The 21,551-nt window shown below is 66.5% G+C and carries 24 protein-coding genes; 17 read left to right on the top strand and 7 right to left on the bottom strand.

The window, feature by feature from the left end; translation table 11 throughout:
* Positions 1 to 29: 29 nt before the first annotated feature.
* From BLW48_RS05170 to BLW48_RS05155, 4 genes are read right to left on the bottom strand one after another with little or no spacing between them, the layout of a single operon-like run.
* A complete protein-coding gene (locus BLW48_RS05170) occupies positions 30 to 494 on the bottom strand; it encodes a hypothetical protein (RefSeq protein WP_093173094.1) in 465 nt (154 codons plus the stop codon).
* Positions 491 to 973 (bottom strand): OmpA family protein, encoded by a 483-nt coding sequence (locus BLW48_RS05165; protein WP_093173092.1) that lies wholly within the window; start codon positions 971 to 973, stop codon positions 491 to 493. Before BLW48_RS05165 ends, BLW48_RS05170 begins: the two co-directional genes overlap by 4 nt.
* Positions 970 to 1,446 carry a hypothetical protein gene (locus BLW48_RS05160; protein WP_093173090.1) on the bottom strand — a complete coding sequence of 159 codons (477 nt, stop codon included), beginning with the start codon at positions 1,444 to 1,446 and terminating at the stop codon, positions 970 to 972. Before BLW48_RS05160 ends, BLW48_RS05165 begins: the two co-directional genes overlap by 4 nt.
* Complete coding sequence (locus BLW48_RS05155; RefSeq protein ID WP_093173088.1) at positions 1,443 to 2,462, bottom strand: M35 family metalloendopeptidase; 1,020 nt, start codon at positions 2,460 to 2,462, stop codon at positions 1,443 to 1,445. The genes BLW48_RS05160 and BLW48_RS05155 overlap by 4 nt, the downstream gene beginning before the upstream one ends.
* A gap of 232 nt (positions 2,463 to 2,694) precedes the next feature.
* Here BLW48_RS05155 and BLW48_RS05150 point away from each other — a divergent pair, with 232 nt between their 5' ends.
* The 4 genes from BLW48_RS05150 to BLW48_RS05135 all read left to right on the top strand — a co-directional run bounded on the left by BLW48_RS05150 (position 2,695) and on the right by BLW48_RS05135 (position 6,864).
* Positions 2,695 to 3,264: a DUF3455 domain-containing protein gene (locus BLW48_RS05150; protein ID WP_177142268.1), complete on the top strand. Its 570-nt coding sequence runs from the start codon at positions 2,695 to 2,697 to the stop codon at positions 3,262 to 3,264.
* Positions 3,265 to 3,364: 100 nt separating this feature from the next.
* The gene (locus tag BLW48_RS05145; protein WP_371127539.1) at positions 3,365 to 3,889 is read left to right on the top strand and encodes a sigma-70 family RNA polymerase sigma factor; all 525 of its coding nucleotides are present in this window, start codon (positions 3,365 to 3,367) and stop codon (positions 3,887 to 3,889) included.
* Positions 3,886 to 4,602: an anti-sigma factor gene (locus BLW48_RS05140; protein WP_093173082.1), complete on the top strand. Its 717-nt coding sequence runs from the start codon at positions 3,886 to 3,888 to the stop codon at positions 4,600 to 4,602. The genes BLW48_RS05145 and BLW48_RS05140 overlap by 4 nt, the downstream gene beginning before the upstream one ends.
* Before the next feature lie 132 nt (positions 4,603 to 4,734).
* Positions 4,735 to 6,864 (top strand): alpha/beta hydrolase domain-containing protein, encoded by a 2,130-nt coding sequence (locus BLW48_RS05135; protein ID WP_093173080.1) that lies wholly within the window; start codon positions 4,735 to 4,737, stop codon positions 6,862 to 6,864.
* Here the strand turns inward: BLW48_RS05135 and BLW48_RS05130 are convergent.
* Together BLW48_RS05130 and BLW48_RS05125 are read right to left on the bottom strand one after the other, a co-directional pair.
* Entirely contained in the window at positions 6,827 to 7,765 is a 939-nt protein-coding gene (locus tag BLW48_RS05130) for a LysR family transcriptional regulator (RefSeq protein ID WP_093056315.1), read from the bottom strand. The two genes, BLW48_RS05135 and BLW48_RS05130, sit on opposite strands and share 38 nt — an antisense overlap.
* A 27-nt stretch (positions 7,766 to 7,792) precedes the next feature.
* Complete coding sequence (locus BLW48_RS05125; protein ID WP_093173078.1) at positions 7,793 to 8,992, bottom strand: MFS transporter; 1,200 nt, start codon at positions 8,990 to 8,992, stop codon at positions 7,793 to 7,795.
* A gap of 85 nt (positions 8,993 to 9,077) precedes the next feature.
* On the opposite strand from BLW48_RS05125, the gene BLW48_RS05120 reads away from it, so the two are divergent.
* Positions 9,078 to 9,707, top strand: a complete 630-nt coding sequence (locus tag BLW48_RS05120; RefSeq protein ID WP_093173076.1) for a 2-hydroxychromene-2-carboxylate isomerase — start codon at positions 9,078 to 9,080, stop codon at positions 9,705 to 9,707.
* Between the two features lie 23 nt (positions 9,708 to 9,730).
* On the top strand, positions 9,731 to 10,072 hold the full coding sequence (locus BLW48_RS05115) for a hypothetical protein (RefSeq protein WP_093173074.1): 342 nt from the start codon (positions 9,731 to 9,733) through the stop codon (positions 10,070 to 10,072).
* Between the two features lie 25 nt (positions 10,073 to 10,097).
* Here the strand turns inward: BLW48_RS05115 and BLW48_RS05110 are convergent, their stop codons facing one another.
* On the bottom strand, positions 10,098 to 11,009 hold the full coding sequence (locus BLW48_RS05110) for a LysR family transcriptional regulator (protein WP_093078589.1): 912 nt from the start codon (positions 11,007 to 11,009) through the stop codon (positions 10,098 to 10,100).
* Between the two features lie 197 nt (positions 11,010 to 11,206).
* On the opposite strand from BLW48_RS05110, the gene BLW48_RS05105 reads away from it, so the two are divergent.
* The 11 genes from BLW48_RS05105 (at position 11,207) to BLW48_RS05055 (ending at position 21,523) form a co-directional block, all read left to right on the top strand.
* Entirely contained in the window at positions 11,207 to 11,860 is a 654-nt protein-coding gene (locus BLW48_RS05105; protein WP_093056307.1) for a hydrolase, read from the top strand.
* Between the two features lie 26 nt (positions 11,861 to 11,886).
* Positions 11,887 to 12,180 carry a DUF1427 family protein gene (locus BLW48_RS05100; protein WP_093173276.1) on the top strand — a complete coding sequence of 98 codons (294 nt, stop codon included), beginning with the start codon at positions 11,887 to 11,889 and terminating at the stop codon, positions 12,178 to 12,180.
* Between the two features lie 95 nt (positions 12,181 to 12,275).
* A complete protein-coding gene (locus BLW48_RS05095) occupies positions 12,276 to 14,171 on the top strand; it encodes an amidohydrolase (RefSeq protein WP_218137494.1) in 1,896 nt (631 codons plus the stop codon).
* 2 nt (positions 14,172 to 14,173) lie between these two features.
* On the top strand, positions 14,174 to 14,572 hold the full coding sequence (locus BLW48_RS05090) for a DoxX family protein (RefSeq protein WP_093056393.1): 399 nt from the start codon (positions 14,174 to 14,176) through the stop codon (positions 14,570 to 14,572).
* A complete protein-coding gene (locus BLW48_RS05085; protein ID WP_093173069.1) occupies positions 14,565 to 16,175 on the top strand; it encodes an MFS transporter in 1,611 nt (536 codons plus the stop codon). The genes BLW48_RS05090 and BLW48_RS05085 overlap by 8 nt, the downstream gene beginning before the upstream one ends.
* A 47-nt stretch (positions 16,176 to 16,222) precedes the next feature.
* Positions 16,223 to 17,044: an alpha/beta fold hydrolase gene (locus BLW48_RS05080; protein ID WP_093056301.1), complete on the top strand. Its 822-nt coding sequence runs from the start codon at positions 16,223 to 16,225 to the stop codon at positions 17,042 to 17,044.
* Between the two features lie 72 nt (positions 17,045 to 17,116).
* Positions 17,117 to 17,992: a diaminopimelate epimerase gene (dapF, locus tag BLW48_RS05075; protein WP_093173067.1), complete on the top strand. Its 876-nt coding sequence runs from the start codon at positions 17,117 to 17,119 to the stop codon at positions 17,990 to 17,992.
* Entirely contained in the window at positions 17,989 to 18,693 is a 705-nt protein-coding gene (locus BLW48_RS05070; protein ID WP_093056297.1) for a DUF484 family protein, read from the top strand. The genes dapF and BLW48_RS05070 overlap by 4 nt, the downstream gene beginning before the upstream one ends.
* Positions 18,690 to 19,325 (top strand): YdcF family protein, encoded by a 636-nt coding sequence (locus BLW48_RS05065; RefSeq protein WP_093173065.1) that lies wholly within the window; start codon positions 18,690 to 18,692, stop codon positions 19,323 to 19,325. Before BLW48_RS05070 ends, BLW48_RS05065 begins: the two co-directional genes overlap by 4 nt.
* Positions 19,309 to 20,298, top strand: coding sequence for a tyrosine recombinase XerC (locus tag BLW48_RS05060; RefSeq protein ID WP_093173274.1), 990 nt, complete (start codon positions 19,309 to 19,311; stop codon positions 20,296 to 20,298). The genes BLW48_RS05065 and BLW48_RS05060 overlap by 17 nt, the downstream gene beginning before the upstream one ends.
* Before the next feature lie 10 nt (positions 20,299 to 20,308).
* Complete coding sequence (locus BLW48_RS05055) at positions 20,309 to 21,523, top strand: class I SAM-dependent rRNA methyltransferase (protein ID WP_093173063.1); 1,215 nt, start codon at positions 20,309 to 20,311, stop codon at positions 21,521 to 21,523.
* Positions 21,524 to 21,551 lie beyond the last annotated feature (28 nt).

Genomic DNA, 21,551 nt, shown 5'->3' with positions numbered 1-21,551 from the left:
AAGCCCAGATGATTCGTCGGTGCATCGGCTTACTGCTGCCTGGGCGGCGCGGCAGGTCCTTCAGACCATTTGCAGCATGAGACTGTTTTGGCACACGCGGGTTGAACGGTTGCGTTCAGAACATCCAGACGCTCCGGGTGCCTTATCGCCTGGCTTTCGAACTCATCGACGTGCCCTTGCACTTCGACGGAGGCCGTGGTGCTCAAGGTTTTCAACAGATCGGCGATCTCGGCAAGTCGGAGGTTCGCCTTCTTCAGCGAAGCGGCATCGCCCTTGATGGCGCCGGCATAGATGTCGGCGCGGTAGATGCCGCCGGTCGCCCTTTTTGGGTTCTGCTGCTCGACAAACCAGTTCGTCAGCGAGAGGACCTGCGGCGATTCGAGATGCGTGCTTGCGGGGGCGAACTGAACGTCGTGTTCGAGGTCGCCAAAGGAACAGGCGATGGCCCATGCGGGAGTGAGGGCCCAGGTGAGGGCAAGGAGTCGGCCTTTCATTGCGTCGGCGCCTTCGGCTTGTAGAGCGGGTCCCCTAGCTGGCAAGAGCATTCATGTGGGCAAGCCGGTAAAAAACCGAGGTCCACTCTGACGCCTTGGCTCTTCTCCCGCTGCTTCAAATATGCGGAAACGGGCGCTTCGACGTAGCTTCGTTCCGGGAGCTCAATCTTCGCTGGAGCGATCTGCAGATTTTCCTGAAGCACGCGAGCAATGTTGCGTGCACGATCCATCCCCAGACGATTGGGGGCCTGCTCGCCGGGCTCCGTGGAAGCGCTGACATAGAAAGCTTGATGGTTCGGATACCGTTGGCGAAGATCGATCATCCAGTTCGCCAGCCTGGAAACTTGCGATGCGGGAACTGCCGAAGAGTCACGTTCGAAATACACCCCTCTGACCTTGATCGGGCTGCAGGCCAGCGCAGTCGGCAGCCCGGTGATCAGAATCAGTGAAAGCAGGCCGTTGAATCTGAGCTTCGTCATTGCGAAGCCTGTGGTTTGTAAAGAGGGTCGCCCTTTTGACATGGGCACTCGTGCGGGCAGGCCGGAAGAAACTCAATATCGACGCGTTTCACCAAGTCACTTCCCTTGGGAGCTGGCGCGGCGGCGATATACCCTTTGGTGGGGAGCTTGATTCGTTGCACATCGAACTGCAAATCCTCCGTGAGGACCTTTGCAACATTTCTGGTGCGCTCCAATCCCAGGTTGCTTGCATCGTTCTCGCCAAACGCTGCCTGCGTGGTCATGAAGATGGCTTCCCGGTTTGGATACCTCACGCGAAGCATGGAGGTCCAGTTTGCAAGCTTGAGAACCTCTTTGGCCGGAACTTCTGCAGAGTTCCAGTCGAACACGATACCAATACTCTTGATCGGGCTGCATGCCAACACTGCCGGTGTGAACAGCACGGCAAGAGATGCCGTGAAGTGCCGGAGAAAAGAGCGCCGGTTGTTCTTCATTTCGATGCATCCTTGTCAACGTTGAGAACATAGGCGGCAATGCTGTCCGCATTGACCCGAAGTGCGGCCAGATTCTCCGTGCTGACATGATCCCTTGAGTTTGTCGTACCGTACCAAGTGTCGTTCGAGCTGAAGGTATCGTCGAAGTGCGTCACTTCGTGGATCAGAGTCAAAAGCCTGGAGTCACCGTCTAAGACCTTGTTTGTTCCGAAGATGACCCTGTTGTCATACTGGAACTCGCAGAACGGCAATGCAATCGCAATGGTATGGGTTGCGGTATCCGGCTTGCATACCGCCGCGACAGTACCCACTCCGTCGTTCAGAACACAGGTCGCCAGCTTGCCGCCTGCCGTGAACCGAACAAAATTCTTCGCTTTCAGGCCCTGAAGTACGCGAACGCATTCAGTCAAGCCTTTGCGCAAGTGTTCACGCGTGCTCTGATCGGCAATGCCAAACCATGTCAACACGCGAGCCTGAGCCTCTTCATCCCAACGCTCCAATTCGGGTAGACGCTGTTTTGTGATGTAGTCGACTGCCATATCTCGCAATTTCATCATCAAGGTAGCGAAGGCCTTGTTGGTCATTTTTGGGCAGATGTTTTCTGTTTGTTCGGCCTCGGGTGGATGTGTGACGTTGTCGTCCACCGTCTTCTTGAAGGCAGCCATCTCGGGACTGGAGACCTTGGTCGTTGTCGAAGTCAACGGGGACAAGCCTGTTGCATGCGCGGCGTCATCGTCATAAACCGCCGATTGCTGCAGCATCGACAGCAGCGGTTGCGGCACCGGGCAGTGGCACACCACCACATCCCCCTCCAGCGCCACCTCCGATATGAACTGCGGGCGCCGTGGCCCTCCCGCCTTTGCGATGATGCCGACGCTGTTGCACCCTTCGCAGTAAGCCCTGCCGCCGATCAATGCGGCGCGGTGGCCGAACATATCGAGCATCGGACCGTCATAGGGCAGCACCCTCCCACCAGGAGCCGGCGGATCGCCGACCACAAGAACCTTTCGATCCATTCAATACACCCAGAGTTGATGACCCGGGAGGTGTACGTGGCCGAGCGAGTAAGCACTGTTGTCTATCGTTAAACGGCCGTTCGTATTTCACGGTACGACGCACATTCAATTCAGGGCTCGCTGCTCGTCCAAAAAATCTTTCGCTCCCCCTGCATCCAAACCCACTTCTGGCGTGTAGACCCTTCAGCAGCGAGGAGCTGCTGCCGCCCATCTACAACCCAGGAGTATTTCCATGCACACCTCCCGTTCCGCCCGTTCACTCGCCGTTCTCGGCGCCGTCTCCGCCGCTGCCGCCGTACTCACCGCCTGCGGCTCGATGTCTTCAGGCCCCGCCTTCAACCAGTCCAGCCTGCCGCCAACCATCCAGGTGCCGGCCGGTAACAAGGTCGCCATGGAAACCATCGGCAAGGGCGACATCACGTATGAATGCCGCGACAAGGCCAACACCCCCGGCCAGACCGAATGGGTGTTCGTCGGCCCCGACGCCAAGCTGTGGGACCGCGGCGGCAAGCAGGTCGGCAAGTACTACGGCCCGCCGGCCACCTGGGAGTCGAACGACGGCTCCAAGCTCACGGCCACGCAACTGGCCGTCGCGCCCTCGGGGCCGACCAGCCTGCCGTTCCAGCTCGTGAAGGCCAATCCGGCCGTGGGTTCGGGCGCGATGACGGGCGTTACCTATATCCAGCGCGTAGCGCTGCAGGGCGGTGTGGCTCCGGCTGCCGTTCCGTGTACTCCGGCCACCAAGGGCCAGAAGCAGGTCGTGCAGTACCAGGCCGACTACATCTTCTGGAAGGCGTCCTGATCGGCGGGTGATTCAGCGGTGGAGCCCTCGGCTCCACTACCATCGGCCGGTGCAAAACCCGCCGCTCACCGCTGCGCCCTTCGACTACGACGCCGCTCTCATGGCTTGCGCACGCGGCGATCGTCAGGCTTTGCAGCAGCTGTACGAGCGCGAGAGCCGCTACCTGATGGGCGTGGCGCTGCGCATCGTGCGCCAGCGCCAGCAGGCTGAAGACGTGCTGCACGATGCCTTCATCAGCATCTGGCAGCGCGCGGAGAGTTTCAATCCGGCGCGCGGCGAAGGCCGTGGGTGGGTCTACAGCGTGGTGCGCAATGCGGCGCTGAACATGGTGCGCAGCGGTGCGCGCCAGGTGGACGTGAGCGAAGACGCTGCCGAAGCCATCGACGACCAGGCCGCGCTGGTGGCATATGCCTCGGCTGGCGATCCGTTCGAATTGCGCGCCGATCTGGGCAGGCTCGACAACTGCCTGAAAGGGCTGGAGCCGGCGCGGCGCGATTGCATCCTCTATGCGTATGTCGAAGGCTGCTCACACGGCGAAATCGCCGAGCGGCTGCAAACGCCGTTGGGCACGGTGAAGGCCTGGATCCAGCGCGGCATGCGCGCGCTGCGGGAGTGCATGGCATGAGCGGCAGCAACAACCCGGCCGACGACGACATCGACGCAGTGGCGGGCGAGTACGTGCTGGGCACGCTGTCGGCCGGCGCGCGCGCGGCGGTCGAAGCGCGTATGCATGCCGAGCCGGCTTTGCGCGAAGCCGTGCAGGGTTGGGAGGCACGGCTGTTGCCACTGACCGCGCTTGCGCCGCCAGCGGACCCGTCGCCTGCGCTGTGGGCGCGCATCGAGCAGAGCCTTGGCAACGTAGCGAAGCCGAAGCCCGCGCGTCCGTCGGCGTTCCCAAGCTGGTGGAACAATCTTCAGCTCTGGCGTGGCCTGGCCGCTGGCGGGTTCGCCGCCGCCGCACTGATGGTTGCGGTGCTCGTCATGCGCCCGTTGCCTCAGCCGCAGTACATGGTGGTGCTGGTCGCCCCGCAGGACAAGTCGCCGGGCTGGGTGATCCAGACCACCTCGTCGCGCCAGCTGAGCCTGGTGCCGCTGGGCACGTTCGAGGTGCCGCCGCAGAAGGCGTTGCAGTTCTGGACCAAGGCCGATCAGTGGCGCGGGCCGGTGTCGCTGGGGCTGGTCAAGCAGGGGCAGACGCTGCGCATTCCCATCGACAAGCTGCCGCCGCTGGAGCCGAACCAGCTGTTCGAACTCACGCTGGAGCCCGAGAACGGCTCGCCCATCGACCGGCCGACGGGGCCGATCCAGTTCATCGGGCGTGCTGTCAAGGTGATGTAGCAGCGCTCGCTGCGCCTGTCCTTAACCATCGGTTAAGACCGGCTAAACAAGACGCGAATTGTCGGCGTGCCTCCGAATCGTGAGGATGCAAGGCGCCGACACGTTCGGAGCAGCATAAAAACAGGAGACAGCATGCACCCCAGAAACCTGAGCGGGCGCCGGTTACGCCTTCATTGGCTCGCGGCGGCCGTGGCGGCGATCGTGGCTGCCGCACCGGCCGAGGCTCGTGTCACCCGCATCGTGATCGACGATGTCTCGGCGCTCACGGGGCAGTCGATTCCGTACGAGCAGATCCGCGGTCGCGCCTTCGGCGAGCTCGACCCGAACGATCCGCACAACAGCATCGTTACCGACATCAAGCTGGGGGCAGATGCCGATGGCAAGGTGCGCTACGAGGCCTCGTTCAATCTGGTGAAGCCGGTCGACATGAACCGCGCGAGCGGCTTTCTCTGGCATGACGTACCCAATCGCGGCGGCGCCGGAACCATCGTCGTCGAAGAGCGCGAACTGGGCGACATTGGCCTGCGCAGCGGCTGGCAGGCGGACAACGCCGGCAACACGGGCGTTCCAGTCAACCGCGCCTCGGGCACCAATCATTGGGTGGCGGCGCCCATCGCGAAGGTGGGTGGCGTGGCCGTCACAGGCAATGTGCTCGCGCGAATCGTCAATCAGAGCGGCCCGGACTCCAAGCCGCTGATGGTGCAGACGAACCCTGTGCCATATCTCCCGGCCACGCTGGACACGACCAAGGCGACGCTGAAGACGCACACGAAGGAGACTGTCGACGGCGTTGTCACCGAGGGGCCTGACATCGCCCCGGGCGACTGGGCATTCGCGAAATGCGACGCCGGCAACCCGTTTCCCGGTACGCCGATCGACAACAACCCCGCCAACGCACCTGGCAACCTGCCGGTGCATATCTGTCTGCGCAACGGCTTCGATCCCAAGCTGCTGTACCAGGTGGTGTATCCGGCACAGAACGCTTACGTCCTGGGCGTGGGGATGGCGGCATTCCGCGACGTCGGCACCTTCTTCCGCTACGAAGCCGCCGACGACTCCGGCACGCGCAATCCGGTTGCAGGCTTCGTCAAGGGCACGGCCGTGCGGGGTGTGTCGCAGTCCGGAAACATGGTGCGGCAGTTCATCTTCATGGGCCTGAACCAGGACGAACGCAACCGCATGGTCTACGACGGAGCCTGGCCGATCATCGCGGGCCGCCGGGTGGCCGCGAACTCGCGCTGGGCCCAGCCGGACGGGGTGCTGGAGCTTTACCAGCAGGGCAGCGAAGGCCCGCAGTGGTGGGCGGACTGGCCAGACCCGGTGCGCAAGCAGCCCACCGGCAGCATCTTCTCGCGTTGCGACAAGAACAGCACCTGCCCGAAGGTGATCGAGCATTTCGGGTCGGCCGAGGTGTACGCGCTGAAGCTGACGCCGGAATGGATCGGCACGGCCGGCGACGCGGACATTCCGTTGCCCCGCAACGTTCGCCGCTACTACGTGCCGAGCAGCAGCCACGGCGGCGGATCCGGTGGCTTCGCGCACATGCCGCCGGAGACTGCCACCAGCCCCACCTGCCCCGGCAACAGCTTTGGCCGCGGCACGCTGGCGGCGAACCCGGTGCCGCACACGGAGATCACCAACGTGCTGCGCATGGCCATGCGCGACTGGGTGTTGAAGGGCACACCGCCGCCGCCGAGCCGATGGCCCACGCTGGCGGGCAAGACGCTGGTTGACGCGAACAGGGCGGCAATGGGCTTTCCGGGCGCCGTGCCCGGCATTCCGGACTCGATCTTCCAGCGGGAGAACTTTGCGTTTCCGGTGTTCGACTACGACTGGGGCCCGCAATTCGATCACGCGGAAGCTTCTGGCGTGCCTACCAGCGTGCCGCCGGTCATCAGGAAGGTCATCCCGATGAAGGTGCCGAAGGTCGATGCCGACGGCAACGAGATCGGGGGTGTGCCCACCGTGCTCGTGATGGCGCCGCTGGGCACCTACCTGGGCTTCAACATCACTGCCGGGGGTTTCCATCAGGGGCAGGTGTGCAACTACGTGGGCGGTTATGTGCCGTTCGCGCGAACGCGTGCCGAGCGCATCGCCCGCGGCGACCCGCGCCTGTCGCTCGAAGAGCGCTACGGCAGCCACGAGGGCTACGAGGCTGCGGTTCGCGCCGCAGCCGGCAAGGCGTTTGCCGAGGGCTTTCTTCTGCCTGCCGATCGTGACCGGCTCATCCGGCAGGCGTCCGAGAGCGCTGTGCTTCGCTGAACGCGGCCGTGCCTTCGATCATCTCCACGAGGGCGGCTGCCGGTGCGGACAGTTCCGAGCGGCTGCGCATGGCCAGCAGCAGCACGCGCTCCATCTCGATGCCTTCGAGGCCAACCTGCACGAGGCCGAGGGCCTGGGCATAGAGCGCGGCAGCGGCGCGCGGCAGGATCGCCAGACCCAGCCCCGATGCGACCATGCGGCACATCGAATCGAAGCTGCGTACCTGCACCCGGATGCGGGGCGTGCGCTGTACCGCGTCGGCCGCCGCCATTACCTTGCGCGTGAGCGACGCGCTTCGTGCCAGCGTGACGAGGTCGTGGTCGAACACGTCCTCGATGGAGGCGTTCTGCCGGCCCTCCAGCGCATGGCCTGCCGGCACGAGCAGGACCAGCTGGTCGATATTGCAGACGATGGTCTCCAGGCCTTCACGCGGAACGTTGTCGCCGATGACGGCAAGCTCCGCCGTGCCTTTAAGCACGGCGCGGATACCGTCCTCGCTCAATGCGTCTTCCATGTCGATCACGACATGGGGATAGCGGCGGGCATACGCTGCCAGCACGCTCGGCAGGAAGCCTCCGAAGGCTGAAGGATTGGCGCACAACCGCAGGTGGCCAGTGGCACCCGATTGAAGATCGTCGACGGCCTGCACGAGTTGCTCCAGCCGCGCGATCACCTCGATGGCGTGCCGGTGCAGGGTCTGTCCCTCCGGCGTGGCGGTCACGCCGCGCTGCCCCCGCTGGAGCAGGGCGACGCCGCAATGCCGTTCGAGGTCGGTGATGCGCTTGCTCACCGCCGGGAGCGAAACGCCGAATCGATCCGCGCCCGCCGTCAGGCTCCCTGCATCGACGACTGCGACGAAAAGGCGCAGGGAGATGAGATCGAAACGGTTCAGGTTGAGCATGGCGGTTGGATTTGACCACCGCTGCCATCAAGGCTCTGCAGCAGTGGCGCTCCTGCTGGCCACAACGGCGGCAACGATGCCGATGGCCCCCACCAGCAGGCACACCGAAAAGATCACTCCACGCGTCTGCGTCGCATCGGCAAACGCACCGACGATCAACCCCGCAAGCGGCTGCGTCAGGTTGTTCAGCAGCACGATCACGCCGGTGGTCTTGCCGTAGTCCTGCGCCGGAATGATGCGCTGCCGGTGGATGCGGATGTAGATGCTGAACATCTTGTCGAACCCGATCACCAGCAGGAAGCCGGCCGCATAGCCCCAGTGGCTGGTGCTTGCGGCCGTGAGCAGGCCGCCGGCCAGTATCAGCAGGTAGGCGGTGATGCCCATGTGCTTCAGCGCGATCGATCCCCGGATGATCGCCAGCAGGATCACGATGGTGGCCACGGCCCCCAGTGTCTGCAGCCACGCGTAGTAGGTGGCGGAGCGCTGGTGCAGCCCCGTGACCATCGCGGCGGAAGAGGCCAGCGTGGTGCCGAGCATCAGGTTCACGCCTGCTGTCAGCATGGTCAGCCGCAGCAGGCCCGGCAGGCGCAGCACATGGCCGAGTGCGGTGGCGATGGGTTTCAGCAGATGCTGCCCCGGCTCGCCCTGCGGCTCGTGCAACTCGACGGGGTTGCCGCGCCGCCACCAGGCAGTGGCTACGTCGGCCAGCAGGAACAGCGCCGCCGCAGCGCACACTGCCGCCTGCCACGGCCACACGGCAATCAGCGCAGCCGCCAGCAGGGGGCCGAGCACCATGCCGGTCTGGTCGGCGGTCTGCGCATAGGCCAGCACCTTGTCGAAGCCCAGGCCGCGGGTTCCACTGGCGATCTGCGGGAGCATCACCTCGCGGGCCATCATTCCCTGCGTGGTGAGCACGCCGCACACGGCCGACAGCCCCACGAGCCACCAGATGCCGCCCATGGCTTCGTTGGCCAGCACGCCGAGCACGCAGGCCAGTGCGCGAAAGATCTGGCTGCCGCGCAGCAGCTTCAGCGGCGACACCCGGTCGCACAGCGCGCCGCAAACGGGAAACGACAGAAAGCGCGGCAGCGTCTCGGCCGCGAAGGCGTAGCCCGACCAAGCCACGTCCTGCGTCACCTGGAACACCACGAGCGGCACCAGGAACAGCAGGATCTGGTCGGCCAGCCTGGAGAGAAACAGCGAGAAGAGAAAGGCGGGGAACTTCATCGCGCCGGCATGGCCTGCGCAAACCCCAAGGGGAGAAGGGTGGGGAGCGCGGTGGCGTCGGGCATGCGCTGAAGATAATCGAAACATGATCGCGCTCGACTGCTACTACAGCCTCTCCTCCCCCTGGGCCTACCTCGGCGGCCCGCAACTGCAAGACATCGTGCGCCGCCACCACGTGCGGCTCACGCTCAAACCGTACGACTTCCAGGCCGTGGTGCCGCAGACAGGCGGCATTCCGCTCAAGACCCGCCCCGAGCCGCGCCGCACCTACCACGCGCTGGAGCTCGCCCGCTGGAGCGACTACCTCGGCATGCCCATGAACCTGGTGCCCGCGCACTACCCCAAGGGCGCGCCGACCGACCCCAACTGGAACAAGTACCCGGGCTGGATGGTGATCGCCGCGCAGCTGCAGGGGCTCGACGCGCAGCCGCTGTCGCATGCGCTGCTGCGCGCGCTGTGGGCCGAGGAGCGCGACACCTCGCAGGCCGAGGTGCGCATCGCGGTGGCCGACGAGACCGGCTACGACGGTGCCTCGCTGCAGGCGCTGGAGCAGGCGGCCGAGACGCTGGCGGCTTACCGCGTCTACAGCGCTGAGGCGGTGGAGGCAGGCGTGTTCGGGGCGCCGACTTTCATATTGAACGGCGAGCGCTTCTGGGGGCAGGACCGGCTGGCGTTCCTCGACCGGGCGCTGGACAAGCTGCGCGCGGCCGGCTGAGCGCTCCTGCAAAGGCCGGCTCGATGATCGACCGCATCCTGTCGAAGCACGGAGAGGTCATCGCCGTCGTCGACTACAGGGCTGACGAAGACATCCCGTACTGTTTCTCCGCCCGGATTCTTGAGAACCGGTTTCCGCAGGAGTTGGTCGCGCTCATCGATGAGTACAACAGCCTCGTCGATGAAGGCGCGCTTTCGCTGCTCGATGAGGTCGAAGAACGGATCTACGCCTACGGGCTGAGGTTGACTGAGCGCGACGAGAAGCTGTTCTGCATCCGTCTGGATGACGAGGCTTCCATGTGGTTCTTCACGAGATATCCGACAGGCGGCGGTTTCGTGTCCGACTATCCGGGCACGGCCGGGTAGGTCCGCAAGGCGCTGCCGCGGCGGCTCAGAAGGCCGAGCGCGGCAGCAGCGCCGGCACCAGCGTGCGGTTCATCCGTTCGCGCCACCAGCGCAACGCTTGCCCTTGCGCGCCGGTCTTCCAGGCCAGCCAGAAGGCCTCGGGCGGGCGCGGTTCCTCGGTGGGCAACTCGACCAGCGTGCCGCGCTTCAGCTCGCCCACGATGCAGGCGCGCGGCAAAAAGCCGTGGCCCAGGCCGGCCACCTGGCAGGCGATCTTCGCGGGCATCGACGGCACGGTGATGCGCGGCTGGCCGGCCAGCAGGCCGACGGTGCGCTCCGACAGCGTGCGCGCGCTGTCGCCCACCACGATGGCGTTGCACTCCAGCAGGTCTCCGCGCTGCAGCGGCCGGCCGAGCCGCGTGAGCGGGTGCGAAGGCGCGACGCAGAAGGCGAAGTCGAGGCTGCCTACGGTCACCGCCTGGTAGCCGCCGCCGGCCGGGCCTTCGCCTGCGGCGATGACGATGTCGGCGCGGCCCTCGCGCAGCGCCTCCCAGCTGCCGGTGAGCGCCTCGCAGCCGATGCGCAGCCGCGTGCCGCAGCGCAGGTCTTCGAAGGCACGGATGTCGTCGATGAGCGCCTGCGTGGGAATCAGCGAGTCGTGCACGAGGCGCAGCTCCGACTCGTAGCCGGTGGCGATCAGCCGCATGCGCGATTCGAGATCGCTCGCGGCGCTGAGCAGCCAGCGGCCCTCCTTGAGCATTTCTTCACCGGCGGCGGTGAGGGTCACGCGCGGGCCGTTGCGCTCGAACAGCAGCATGCCCAGTTGCTCCTCCAGCTTGCCCACGGCGTACGAGATGGTGGAGGGCACCTTGTTCAGGCGAGTGGCGGCGGCGGCGAAGGAACCGTGGCGGGCGATGGCGTCGACGACCTCGATGGCTTCCAGGCTGAGTTTGAGCACGCTGCGGTTCCTTGAAGAGAAAAAGGAGTGAGAAAGGGGGTGAAAAAGGAATGATCGAAAACTTCGATCATTGCCTGTGAAAAGTTTCGTCGATGACAGTTGATGGGGACCCGATGATTCAGCCCATGCCAAGGAGATTCCCTCCGAAAGCAATTGTGAATTCAATCGAATATCCATTCAACCGCAAGGAGCTTCACATGTCCATCAAGGCCACCCCCACCGCCGGCGCCAAGCTGCTCACCCCCACCGACCACACGCTGGTCATGATCGACTTCCAGTCGCAGATGGCTTTTGCCACGCACTCGATCGACGCCGTGAACCTGCGCAACAACGCCGCGCTGGTGGCGCAGGCGGCCGCCGGCTTCGGCGTGTCGACCATTCTCACGACGGTGGCCGAGAAGAGCTTCTCGGGCCCGATGTTCAGCGAGATCACCGACGCCTTCCCCGGCCAGAAGATGCTCGACCGCACCTCGATGAACACCTGGGAAGACGCCGCCGTGATCGAGCGCGTGAACCAGATCGGCAAGCCGCGCATCGTGCTGGCGGGCCTGTGGACCAGCGTGTGCATCGTGGGGCCGGCACTGTCGGCGCTCGACCAGGGCTTCGAGGTGTATGTGATCGCCGACGCCTGCGGCGACGTGTCGGCCGAGGCGCACAACCGCGCGATGGAACGCATGGTGCAGGCCGGCGCACAGCCGATGACCTCGCTGCAATACCTGCTCGAGCTGCAGCGCGACTGGGCCCGCGGCGACACCTACGAGCTGACCACCGGCATCGCGAAGAAGGTGGGCGGCGCCTACGGCCTGGGCGTGACCTACGCCAAGACCATGTTCGGCGCACACGAAGGTTGATCGACAACGCCGAGGCGAACGAAATCATGAAGCCCTATGTCCTGTCGCTCGCGCTCGGCCTGCTGGTCGGCGTGATCTACGCACTGTTCCAGGTGCGCTCGCCGGCGCCGCCGGTCATCGCCCTGGTGGGGCTTCTCGGGATCCTGCTCGGCGAGCAGATCCCGCCGCTCATCAAGAGCGTGATCAAGCCCGATGCGGTGGCCACCTCGTGGCTGCACCACCAGGTCAAGCCGCACGTGTTCGGCGAACTGCCGAAGTGTGCGCAGCCGACGGCGGTGAACACCGCCGAAGCCCAGTCTTCCGGCAGGCGCGACGCATGAAGCCATCCGCAGACCCCAGCCGCCGGCGCCTCCTCGGAGCGCTCGGCGCCACCCTCGCAGCTCCCGGCCTTGCCGTCGCCTCCTTCTCCGACAACATGACCACCAACACCGAAACCCCAGACCTGATCCTGCACAACGGCCGTTTCACCACGCTGGACCGCGCCAACCCCGTAGCCGACGCCGTGGCCATCAGGGACGGTCGCTTCACCCGCGTCGGCCGCGCCGAAGAGGTGCTGCCGCTGGCTGGCAGCGCCACCCGCGTGATCGACCTGCACGGCAAGCGCGTGCTGCCGGGGCTGATCGACAACCACCTGCACATCATTCGCGGCGGCCTGAACTTCAACATGGAGCTGCGCTGGGACGGCGTGCGCAGCCTGGCCGACGCCATGGGCATGCTCAAGCGGCAGGTTGCGAACACGCCGGCGCCGCAATGGGTGCGCGTGGTGGGCGGCTTCACCGAACACCAGTTCGTGGAAAAGCGCCTGCCGACCATCGAGGAGCTGAACGCCGTTGCGCCCGACACGCCGGTCTTCATCCTGCACCTGTACGACCGCGCATTGCTCAACTGCGCTGCGCTGCGCGCGGTGGGCTACACGAAGGACACGCCCGCGCCGCCCGGCGGCGAGATCGTGCGCGACAGCGCCGGCAACCCCACGGGCCTGCTGCTGGCCAAGCCCAACGCGGCCATCCTCTACGCCACGCTGGCCAAGGGGCCGAAGCTGCCCTTCGACTACCAGCTCAATTCCACGCGCCACTTCATGCGCGAGCTCAACCGGCTGGGCGTGACCGGTGCCATCGACGCGGGCGGCGGCAACCAGAACTACCCCGACGACTATGCGGTGATCCAGAAGCTGGCCGACGACGGGCAGCTGACGATCCGCCTGGCCTACAACCTGTTCACGCAGAAGCCCAAGCAGGAGAAGCAGGACTTCCTGAACTGGACCGCGACATCCAGATACAAGCAGGGCGACGACTACTTCCGCCACAACGGTGCCGGCGAGATGCTCGTGTTTTCCGCCGCCGACTTCGAGGACTTCCGCCAGCCGCGCCCCGACATGGCGCCCGAGATGGAAGGCGAGCTGGAGGAAGTGATCCGCGTGCTGGTGCAGAACCGCTGGCCCTGGCGCATGCACGCCACCTACGACGAGACCATCAGCCGCTCGCTCGACGTGTTCGAGCGCGTCAACCAGGACACGCCGCTGGCCGGCCTGAACTGGTTCTTCGACCACGCCGAGACCATCTCCGACCAGTCGATCGACCGCATCGCGGCGCTGGGCGGCGGCATCGCGGTGCAGCACCGCATGGCCTACCAGGGCGAGTATTTCGTCGAGCGCTACGGCCCGGGCGCGGCCGAGGCGACGCCGCCGGTGAAGCGCATGCTCGAAAAGGGCGTGAAGGTGTCGGCCGGCACCGACGCGACGCGCGTGGCCTCGTACAACCCGTGGGTGTCGCTGTCGTGGCTGGTCACGGGCAAGACGGTGGGCGGCCTGCAGATCACGCCGCAGCGCAACCTGATCGACCGCGAACAGGCGCTGCGCATGTGGACCGAGAACGTCACGTGGTTTTCGAACGAGGAGGGCAAGAAGGGCCGTATCCAGGCCGGCCAGCTCGCCGACCTCGTGGTGCCCGACCGCGACTTTTTCGCCTGCGCCGAATCGGAGATTGCCGACACCACCGCGCTGCTCACGATGGTGGGCGGCAAGGTGGTCTACGGCGCCGGCGCCTTCGCCGCGCACGACGAAGGCGCGCCACCGCCGGCCATGCCAGACTGGTCGCCCGCGCGCACCTTCGGCGGCTATGCCGGCTGGGCCGACACCGCCGAGGGCGCGCCGATGCAGAAGGTTCTGCGCAATGCCGCCGCGGCCTGCGCCTGCGCCAACAACTGCAACGTGCACGGCCACCAGCACGCCACGGCCTGGAGCAGCAAGCTGCCCATTGCCGACCTGAAGAGCTTCTGGGGCGCGCTCGGCTGCGCCTGCTGGGCGGTGTGACGATGCGCTGGACCACTTCGCCTGCGATTCGCTGGATCGCCTTGCTGCTGCTGTGCGCCGCCTATCTTCAGGGCGGGCTGAACAAGGCGATGGATTTCAACTCGGCCCTCGCGGAGATGAACCACTTCGGCCTGTCGCCCGCCGGCCCGCTGGCCGTGGCGGTCATCGTGCTGGAGCTCGGGGCCTCGGCGCTGATCCTCGCCGGTCGCTTGCGCTGGTTGGGTGCGCTGGCGCTTGCGGGCTTCACGCTGATGGCGACTTTCGTGGCGCTGCGCTTCTGGCAGATGCCGATCGGGCAGGAGCGCTTCATGGCGGCAAACTCCTTCTTCGAACATCTCGGGCTGGTCGGCGGCTTTCTGCTCGTCGCCTGGCATGACCTGAAGGAGCGCGCCCATGTCTGAACCTTCGCACAGTGCGGTCGCACCGGCACCGCAACCCGGCGCCTTCGCGCCGCTGCGCCAGCCGGTGTTTGCGGTGCTCTGGGCTGCCACCGTGCTCGGCAACATCGGCAACATCGGCAGCTTCATGCGCGACGTGGCCAGCTCGTGGCTGGTGACGGACCTGTCCGCCAACCCGACGGCAGTGGCGCTCATCCAGACGGCGGCCACGCTGCCGATCTTCCTGCTTGCGATTCCGGCGGGCGTGCTGTCGGACATCCTCGACCGGCGGCGCTTCCTGATCTTCGTGCAGGTGGTGCTCGCGGCCGTGAGCGGTGCGCTGCTGGTGCTCTCGCACACCGGCTCGCTCACGGTCGAGTACCTGATCGCGCTGACTTTCGTGGGCGGCATCGGCGCGGCGCTGATGGGGCCGACCTGGCAATCGATCGTGCCGGAGCTGGTGCCGCGCAGCGATCTGAAGAGCGCGGTGGCGCTGAACTCGCTGGGCATCAACATCGCACGCTCCATCGGCCCGGCTGCGGGCGGGCTGATTCTTGCGAGCTTCGGCGCGGCCGCCACCTATGGCGTCGACGTGCTGAGCTACGTGTTCGTGATCGCGGCGCTGCTGTGGTGGAAGCGCCCCGCGCCGGTCGACAGCGGGTTGTCGGAAAACTTCTTCGGCGCCTTCCGCGCCGGCCTGCGCTACACGCGCGCCAGCAAGGAGCTGCACGTGGTGCTGTTGCGCGCGGCGGTGTTCTTCCTGTTCGCCAGCTCGGTGTGGGCGCTGCTGCCGCTGGTGGCGCGGCAGATGCTCGGCGGCAGCGCGGGCTTCTATGGCGTGCTGCTCGGCGCCGTGGGCGCGGGCGCCATTGGCGGCGCGCTGGTGCTGCCGCGCCTGCGCGCCCGGCTCGACGCGGACGGCATGCTGCTGCTGGCCGCGCTGCTCACCGCGGCCGTGATGGGCAGCCTGGTCTTCGCGCCGCCGAAGTGGCTGGCGGTGCTGCTGCTGTTGCTGCTGGGCCTGGGCTGGATCGTTGCGCTGACCACGCTCAACGGCGTGGCGCAGTCGATCCTGCCGAACTGGGTGCGAGGGCGAGGGCTGGCCGTGTACCTCACGGTGTTCAACGGCGCGATGGCTGCGGGCAGCCTGGGCTGGGGCCTGGTGGCGCAGCAGATCGGCGTGCCGGCCACACTGGTGGCGGGGGCTGTGGGGCTCGTGGTGGCCGGGCTGGTCTTCCATCGCGTGCGGCTGCCGGCCGGCGAGGCTGACCTGCAGGCATCGAACCACTGGCCCGAGCCGCTGCTCGCCGAACCGGTGGCGAACGACCGCGGGCCGGTGATGATCCAGGTCGAGTACCGCATCCGCAAGGAAGACCGCCCTGCGTTTCTCGATGCGATGAAGCGCCTGTCTCTGGAACGCCGCCGCGACGGCGCCTATGCCTGGGGCGTGCACGAGCACACGGCCGACCCCGAGCGGGTGATGGAGTGGTTCCTCGTCGAATCGTGGGCGGAGCATCTGCGCCAGCACCATCGCGTGTCGAAGGCCGATGCCGACCTGCAGGGCGAGGCGCTGCGCTTTCACATCGGGCCGGGCAAGCCCGAGGTGCATCACTTTCTTGCGATCTGATTTTTCCTTCCCTTCCTTTTTTCTTTTTTTCACTCCACTGGAAAACCATGACCACACTCACACTGCGCGACGGCACCGAGCTCTATTACAAGGACTGGGGCTCGGGCCAGCCCATTCTCTTCAGCCACGGCTGGCCGCTCAGCGCCGACATGTGGGACGCCCAGATGCTGTTCTTCGCGGAGCGTGGCTACCGCACCATCGCGTTCGACCGCCGTGGCTTCGGCCGATCGAGCCAGCCCTGGACCGGCTACGACTACGACACCTTCGCCGACGACATCGCCGAGCTGATCGAAAAGCTCGATCTGAAGGACGTGATCCTCGCGGGCTTCTCGATGGGCGGCGGCGACGTGACGCGCTACATCGCGCGCAAGGGCAGCGCTCGCGTGGCCAAGCTCGCGCTCATCAGCGCCGTGACGCCGCTGTTCATGAAGACGGCCGACCACCCCGTGGGCCCCGACGCCTCGCTGTTCGCCGGTATCCGCGCCGGCCTGGCCGCCGACCGCCCGCAGTTCCTCGACGACTTCAGCACGCTCTTCTACGGCACCAATCGCCCCGGCGCCAAGGTGTCGCAAGGCGTCTTCAAGCAGACGCTGCAGATCGCGCTGCAGGCCTCGATCAAGGCCACCATCGACTGCGTGACCGCGTTCTCGGAAACCGACTTCCGCCCCGACATGGCGAAGATCGACGTGCCCACGCTCGTGATCCACGGCGACGACGACCAGGTCGTGCCCTTCGAGGCCACCGGCAAGCTTGCGGCCGGGATGATCAAGGGCAGCCAGCTCAAGGTCTACGCAGGTGCGCCGCACGCCACCTGCACCACCCACAAGGACCAGGTGAACGCCGATCTGCTGGCGTTCATCCAGGCCTGATCGTTCCGTCTTCGTGGCCACGGGCTTGGGCCCGTGGTCGCCAAGGGTAGTGCCGGTGGCGATAATCCCGGGATGCGAATCCGCTTTACCAAGATGCAGGGAGCCGGCAACGATTTCGTCGTGCTGGACGAAACACGCGGCACGCTGGGCCTCAGTGCCGCGCAATACCGCTTTCTGGCCGACCGCCACTTCGGCGTCGGCGCCGACCAGATCCTGACCGTGCGGCCTTCGCCCGCGGCAGGCGTCGACTTTCAATACGTCATCCACAACTCCGACGGCGGCGAAGTGGAGCAGTGCGGGAACGGCGCGCGCTGCTTCATGCGCTTCGTCAACGAACACCACCTGACCGACAAGACGCAAGTGCGCGTGCAGACGCTGTCCGGCGTGATCGAGCCGCGCATGGGCGCCGACGGCCGCGTGACGGTCGACATGGGCGCCCCCGTCTTCGAAACCGAGCGCGTGCCTTTCGACATCGCCGGGCTCGACCCGCAGCCCGAAGGCGCCTGGCACAAGTGGCACCTTGCCCTTGGCACGCGCGCGGGCACCGCTATCGTTTCGGTAGCGGTTCTGTCGATGGGCAACCCACACGCCGTGCAGGTGGTCGACAACGTCGACACCGCCCCGGTGGCCGAGCAGGGCCCGCAGATCGAGCACCATCCGCGCTTTCCGCAGCGGGTGAATGCGGGCTTCATGCAGGTGGTCGACCGCTCGCACATCAAGCTGCGGGTGTTCGAGCGCGGCGCTGGCGAAACGCTGGCCTGCGGCACGGGTGCCTGCGCGGCGGTGGTGGCGGGCATTCGCCTTGGCCTGCTGGAGCGCCGGGTCGACGTGCAGACACACGGCGGCATTCTCACGATCGAGTGGCAGGGAGAAGGGCAGCCGGTGCTGATGACCGGGCCGGCCACCACAGTCTTCGAAGGCGACATCGAGGTGCCGGAGCTGCCATGACGACCAACTTCACGAACAACAACGACGCCAACGCCATGAACCCGATCACCGAAGACGACATCGCCAACTACCTGGCGAACACGCCCGACTTCTTCGAGCGCCATGCCCAGTTGCTGGCGCAGGTGCAGCTCACCAGCCCGCACGGCAACCGTGCCGTGAGCCTGCAGGAGCGCCAGGCCGAGATGCTGCGCGAAAAGATCAAGGCGCTGGAGCACCGCCTGATGGACATGGTGCGCCACGGCACCGAGAACGTCGTCATTGCCGACCGCCTGCAGCGCTGGACCAAGGGCCTCTTGACCACGCGCGACCCGCGCAGCCTGCCGTACCGCATCGCGGTCGACCTGCAGTCGCTGTTCCTGGTGCCGCAGACCGCCATCAAGGTGTGGGACTGCGGCAGCGAATACCTGAACGAAGCCTATGCCCAGTGGGTGAGCGACGACGTGAAGGCGCTGGCCACCTCGCTGACCTCGCCGTACTGCGGGCTCAATTCGGGCTTCGAGGCGGCCAACTGGCTGCCCGAGCCGCAGGCCGCGATGTCGATCGCGCTGATTCCGCTGCGCCCGGACGCCGAGTCGCCGGCCTTCGGCATGCTGGTGCTGGCGTCGCCCGATGCGCAGCGCTTCAACGCCGAGATGGGCACCGACTTTCTCGAGCGCATCGCCGAGCTGGCCTCGGGCGGACTTTCGCGGCTGCGTCCTTGAAGCGCCCGCGCTGGTTGCGGCGGCCGTGGCAGGTCGTGCTGGCCGGCGGGGTGCTGGCTGTTGCGGTGGTGTATGCGGCCATCGGAGCCTTCCTCTGGTGGCATGCCGAAGAGCTGCTAGCGCATCCGCCGCAGCGCCCGGCCGATGCGGCGCTGGTGCTCGGCAGCCGCGCGTACCTCGACGGCAAGCCGCATCCGTGCCTCACGGGGCGGGTCGACGTGGCCCTGGCAATGGCGAAAGCCGGCCTGGTCAGGCAGCTGGCTTTTTCGGGTGGCGTTGATTCCGAGGACAGCCGCATCGAGGCCATCACGATGGGGGAACACGCAGTGGCCTCGGGCTTTGCGGGGCCGATGGTGCTCGAGCCTGCATCGACCTCCACGCGGCTGAATCTGTCGCTGTCGCGTCCGCTGCTGCTGGCAGCCGGCGTGCGCAGCGTGGTCATCGTGTCGGAGCCCTTCCATCTGTGGCGCATCGAGCGGCTCGTGAAGAAGAGCGGCTTCGACCAGAGCTTCGACGTGCAGTACGCGGCGGCGCCCACGTCGTGCTGGCGGGCGCTGGGGCCGTTGTCCAAGGGCGCATTGCGCGAGCCGGCAGCCATCATCAACAATGCCGGCCATGGCTATCTCTTCTGAGCCGGTCGCATCCACTCCCCCGGACTGGATCGAAAAATACCTGGAGCATGTGCGCGTCGAGCGCCGGCTCGCGGCGCGCACGGTCGAGCTCTATGCCTTTCACCTGCAGGCCCTGCGCGAGCGTGCCGCCGAGGCAAAGCTGCCGCTGGACCGCGTGCAGACCGCCCACATCCGCCGCTGGATGGCGCAATTGCACAGCGCCGGGCGCGAGCCGCGCGGCATTGCGCTGGTGCTGTCGTGCTGGCGCAGCTTCTACCGCTGGCTGGGCAATGAAGGGCTGATCGGCTTCAACCCCGTGCAGGACGTGCACGCACCCAAGGCCGGCCGGCCGCTGCCCAAGGCACTGGGCGTGGACGACGCGGTGCGCCTCGCCGAGCTGTACGACCCCGAGGCCGACCCATGGACCGAGGCGCGCGACGGCGCCATCGTCGAGGTGCTCTACGGCTGCGGCCTGCGCGTGAGCGAGCTCACGGGGCTCGATGCGCAGGCGAGCAACACGGCGCGGGGCTGGGTCGATCTGGATGCGATGGAGGCCAGCGTGCTCGGCAAGGGCAGCAAGCGCCGCATCGTGCCGATGGGCAGCAAGGCGGCTGAGGCGGTGCGCGACTGGCTCGTGGTGCGCGGCGATTGCGCCGGGCTGACCTCCGCCCGGCTGCGCGACCCGCAAGCGGCGGCCGCGCTTTTCATCAGCGCCAAGGGCATGCGGATGTCGTCGCAGGCGGTGTGGAAGCTGCTGCGCGAGCGCAGCCTCAAGGCCGGCCTCGCTGCGCCGGTGCATCCGCACATGCTGCGCCATTCGTTCGCGAGCCACGTGCTGCAATCGAGCAGCGACCTGCGCGCGGTGCAGGAGCTGCTGGGGCACGCGAACATTGCGACAACGCAGGTCTATACGCGGCTGGATTTCCAGCACCTGGCCAAGGTCTACGACGCGGCACACCCACGTGCGAAAGCCAAGCCAGAGAACGACAAGTAAGCAAAGAACAATGAAAACACTTCGCCTCAAACCCGGCAAAGAGCGCTCGATGCAGCGCCGCCACCCGTGGGTCTTCGAATCGGCCATCGCGCGCGGTGGCGCCGACTCCGGCGAGACCGTGCGCGTCGAGTCGCATGAGGGCGCCTTCCTCGCGTGGGCGGCCTTCAGCCCCGTTTCAAAGATCCGCGCGCGCGCCTGGAGCTTCGTCGAAACGCAGCGCATTGACGCTGCCTTCTTCGCCTCGGTGTGCGCGCGCGCCGTGGCCGCCCGCGGCCTGTTCGACCTGCAGAGCGACGGCGTGCGGCTGGTGCACGGCGAGGCCGACGGCCTGCCGGGGCTGATCGTCGACCGCTATGGCGACACGCTGGTGGCGCAGTTTCTCTCGGCCGGCGTCGAGCGCTGGAAAGATGTTCTGGCCGACGCGCTGCTCAAGGCCACGGGCCTGGGCAAGCTCTACGAACGCTCCGACGCCAGCGGCCGCGAGCGCGAAGGCCTGAAGCCCGTCACGGGCTGGCTGCGCGGCGATGGCCCCACCGAAATCACCATTCGCGAGCACGGCTGGAAGCTCTCGCTCGACATCGCGACCGGCCACAAGACCGGCTTCTATCTCGACCAGCGCGACAGCCGCCAGCGCTTTGCCGAGCTGGCGCAGCACCGGCGCTTCCGGCGCGTGCTGAACTGCTTCTGCTACACGGGCGGCTTCACCGTTGCGGCGCTGGCGGGGCTGAAGGCTGCGGGCGCGCTCGAAGGCGTGGAGCTGGTGTCGGTCGATTCGTCGCTGCCCGCGCTGGAGCGGGCGCGTGGCCACCTCGCGCTCAATGGTTTCGAGGGGCAGGGCATACAGACCGAGTTTCTCGATGCCAACGTCAACACCGTGCTGCGCGAGTTCATCGACCAGGGCCGCACCTTCGACGCCATCGTGCTCGATCCGCCCAAGTTCGCGCCCACGGTGGCGCATGCCGAACGCGCTGCGCGGGCCTACAAGGACATCAACCGCCTGGCGCTGAAGCTGCTGGAGCCGGGCGGCGTGCTGCTGACCTTCTCGTGCTCGGGCGGCATCAGCGCCGACCTGTTCCACAAGATCGTGGCCTCGGCGGGGCTCGATGCGGGCGTGGACGGCTACATCGCCGAGCGCCTGGGCGCCGCGCCCGACCATCCGATGACCATCGAGTTTCCCGAGGGCGAGTACCTGAAGGGCCTGGTGGTGGTCAGAAAGCCCGCCTGACGCCGTCTTGACCCTGCCGCCAACGCAA

Source organism: Variovorax sp. YR266 (genome assembly GCF_900107295.1).
In the GTDB taxonomy this organism is placed as follows: domain Bacteria; phylum Pseudomonadota; class Gammaproteobacteria; order Burkholderiales; family Burkholderiaceae_C; genus Variovorax.
The sequence above is the reverse complement of the archived record's forward strand: the minus strand, read 5'-3'. Positions and strand labels throughout refer to the sequence as shown.

Bases quoted from the DNA above. Each gene is read 5' to 3' on its own strand.
- BLW48_RS05130 (WP_093056315.1), bottom strand. From the start codon at position 7,765: ATGCTCAACCTGAACCGTTTCGATCTCATCTCCCTGCGCCTTTTCGTC.
- BLW48_RS05115 (WP_093173074.1), top strand. From the start codon at position 9,731: ATGATCGACCGCATCCTGTCGAAGCACGGAGAGGTCATCGCCGTCGTC.
- dapF (WP_093173067.1), top strand. From the start codon at position 17,117: ATGCGAATCCGCTTTACCAAGATGCAGGGAGCCGGCAACGATTTCGTC.
- BLW48_RS05055 (WP_093173063.1), top strand. From the start codon at position 20,309: ATGAAAACACTTCGCCTCAAACCCGGCAAAGAGCGCTCGATGCAGCGC.
- BLW48_RS05135 (WP_093173080.1), top strand. From the start codon at position 4,735: ATGCACCCCAGAAACCTGAGCGGGCGCCGGTTACGCCTTCATTGGCTC.
- BLW48_RS05125 (WP_093173078.1), bottom strand. From the start codon at position 8,992: ATGAAGTTCCCCGCCTTTCTCTTCTCGCTGTTTCTCTCCAGGCTGGCC.
- BLW48_RS05120 (WP_093173076.1), top strand. From the start codon at position 9,078: ATGATCGCGCTCGACTGCTACTACAGCCTCTCCTCCCCCTGGGCCTAC.
- BLW48_RS05085 (WP_093173069.1), top strand. From the start codon at position 14,565: ATGTCTGAACCTTCGCACAGTGCGGTCGCACCGGCACCGCAACCCGGC.
- BLW48_RS05170 (WP_093173094.1), bottom strand. From the start codon at position 494: ATGAAAGGCCGACTCCTTGCCCTCACCTGGGCCCTCACTCCCGCATGG.
- BLW48_RS05155 (WP_093173088.1), bottom strand. From the start codon at position 2,462: ATGGATCGAAAGGTTCTTGTGGTCGGCGATCCGCCGGCTCCTGGTGGG.
- BLW48_RS05095 (WP_218137494.1), top strand. From the start codon at position 12,276: ATGACCACCAACACCGAAACCCCAGACCTGATCCTGCACAACGGCCGT.
- BLW48_RS05100 (WP_093173276.1), top strand. From the start codon at position 11,887: ATGAAGCCCTATGTCCTGTCGCTCGCGCTCGGCCTGCTGGTCGGCGTG.
- BLW48_RS05150 (WP_177142268.1), top strand. From the start codon at position 2,695: ATGCACACCTCCCGTTCCGCCCGTTCACTCGCCGTTCTCGGCGCCGTC.
- BLW48_RS05080 (WP_093056301.1), top strand. From the start codon at position 16,223: ATGACCACACTCACACTGCGCGACGGCACCGAGCTCTATTACAAGGAC.
- BLW48_RS05140 (WP_093173082.1), top strand. From the start codon at position 3,886: ATGAGCGGCAGCAACAACCCGGCCGACGACGACATCGACGCAGTGGCG.
- BLW48_RS05060 (WP_093173274.1), top strand. From the start codon at position 19,309: ATGGCTATCTCTTCTGAGCCGGTCGCATCCACTCCCCCGGACTGGATC.
- BLW48_RS05070 (WP_093056297.1), top strand. From the start codon at position 17,989: ATGACGACCAACTTCACGAACAACAACGACGCCAACGCCATGAACCCG.
- BLW48_RS05165 (WP_093173092.1), bottom strand. From the start codon at position 973: ATGACGAAGCTCAGATTCAACGGCCTGCTTTCACTGATTCTGATCACC.
- BLW48_RS05145 (WP_371127539.1), top strand. From the start codon at position 3,365: ATGGCTTGCGCACGCGGCGATCGTCAGGCTTTGCAGCAGCTGTACGAG.
- BLW48_RS05160 (WP_093173090.1), bottom strand. From the start codon at position 1,446: ATGAAGAACAACCGGCGCTCTTTTCTCCGGCACTTCACGGCATCTCTT.
- BLW48_RS05105 (WP_093056307.1), top strand. From the start codon at position 11,207: ATGTCCATCAAGGCCACCCCCACCGCCGGCGCCAAGCTGCTCACCCCC.
- BLW48_RS05090 (WP_093056393.1), top strand. From the start codon at position 14,174: ATGCGCTGGACCACTTCGCCTGCGATTCGCTGGATCGCCTTGCTGCTG.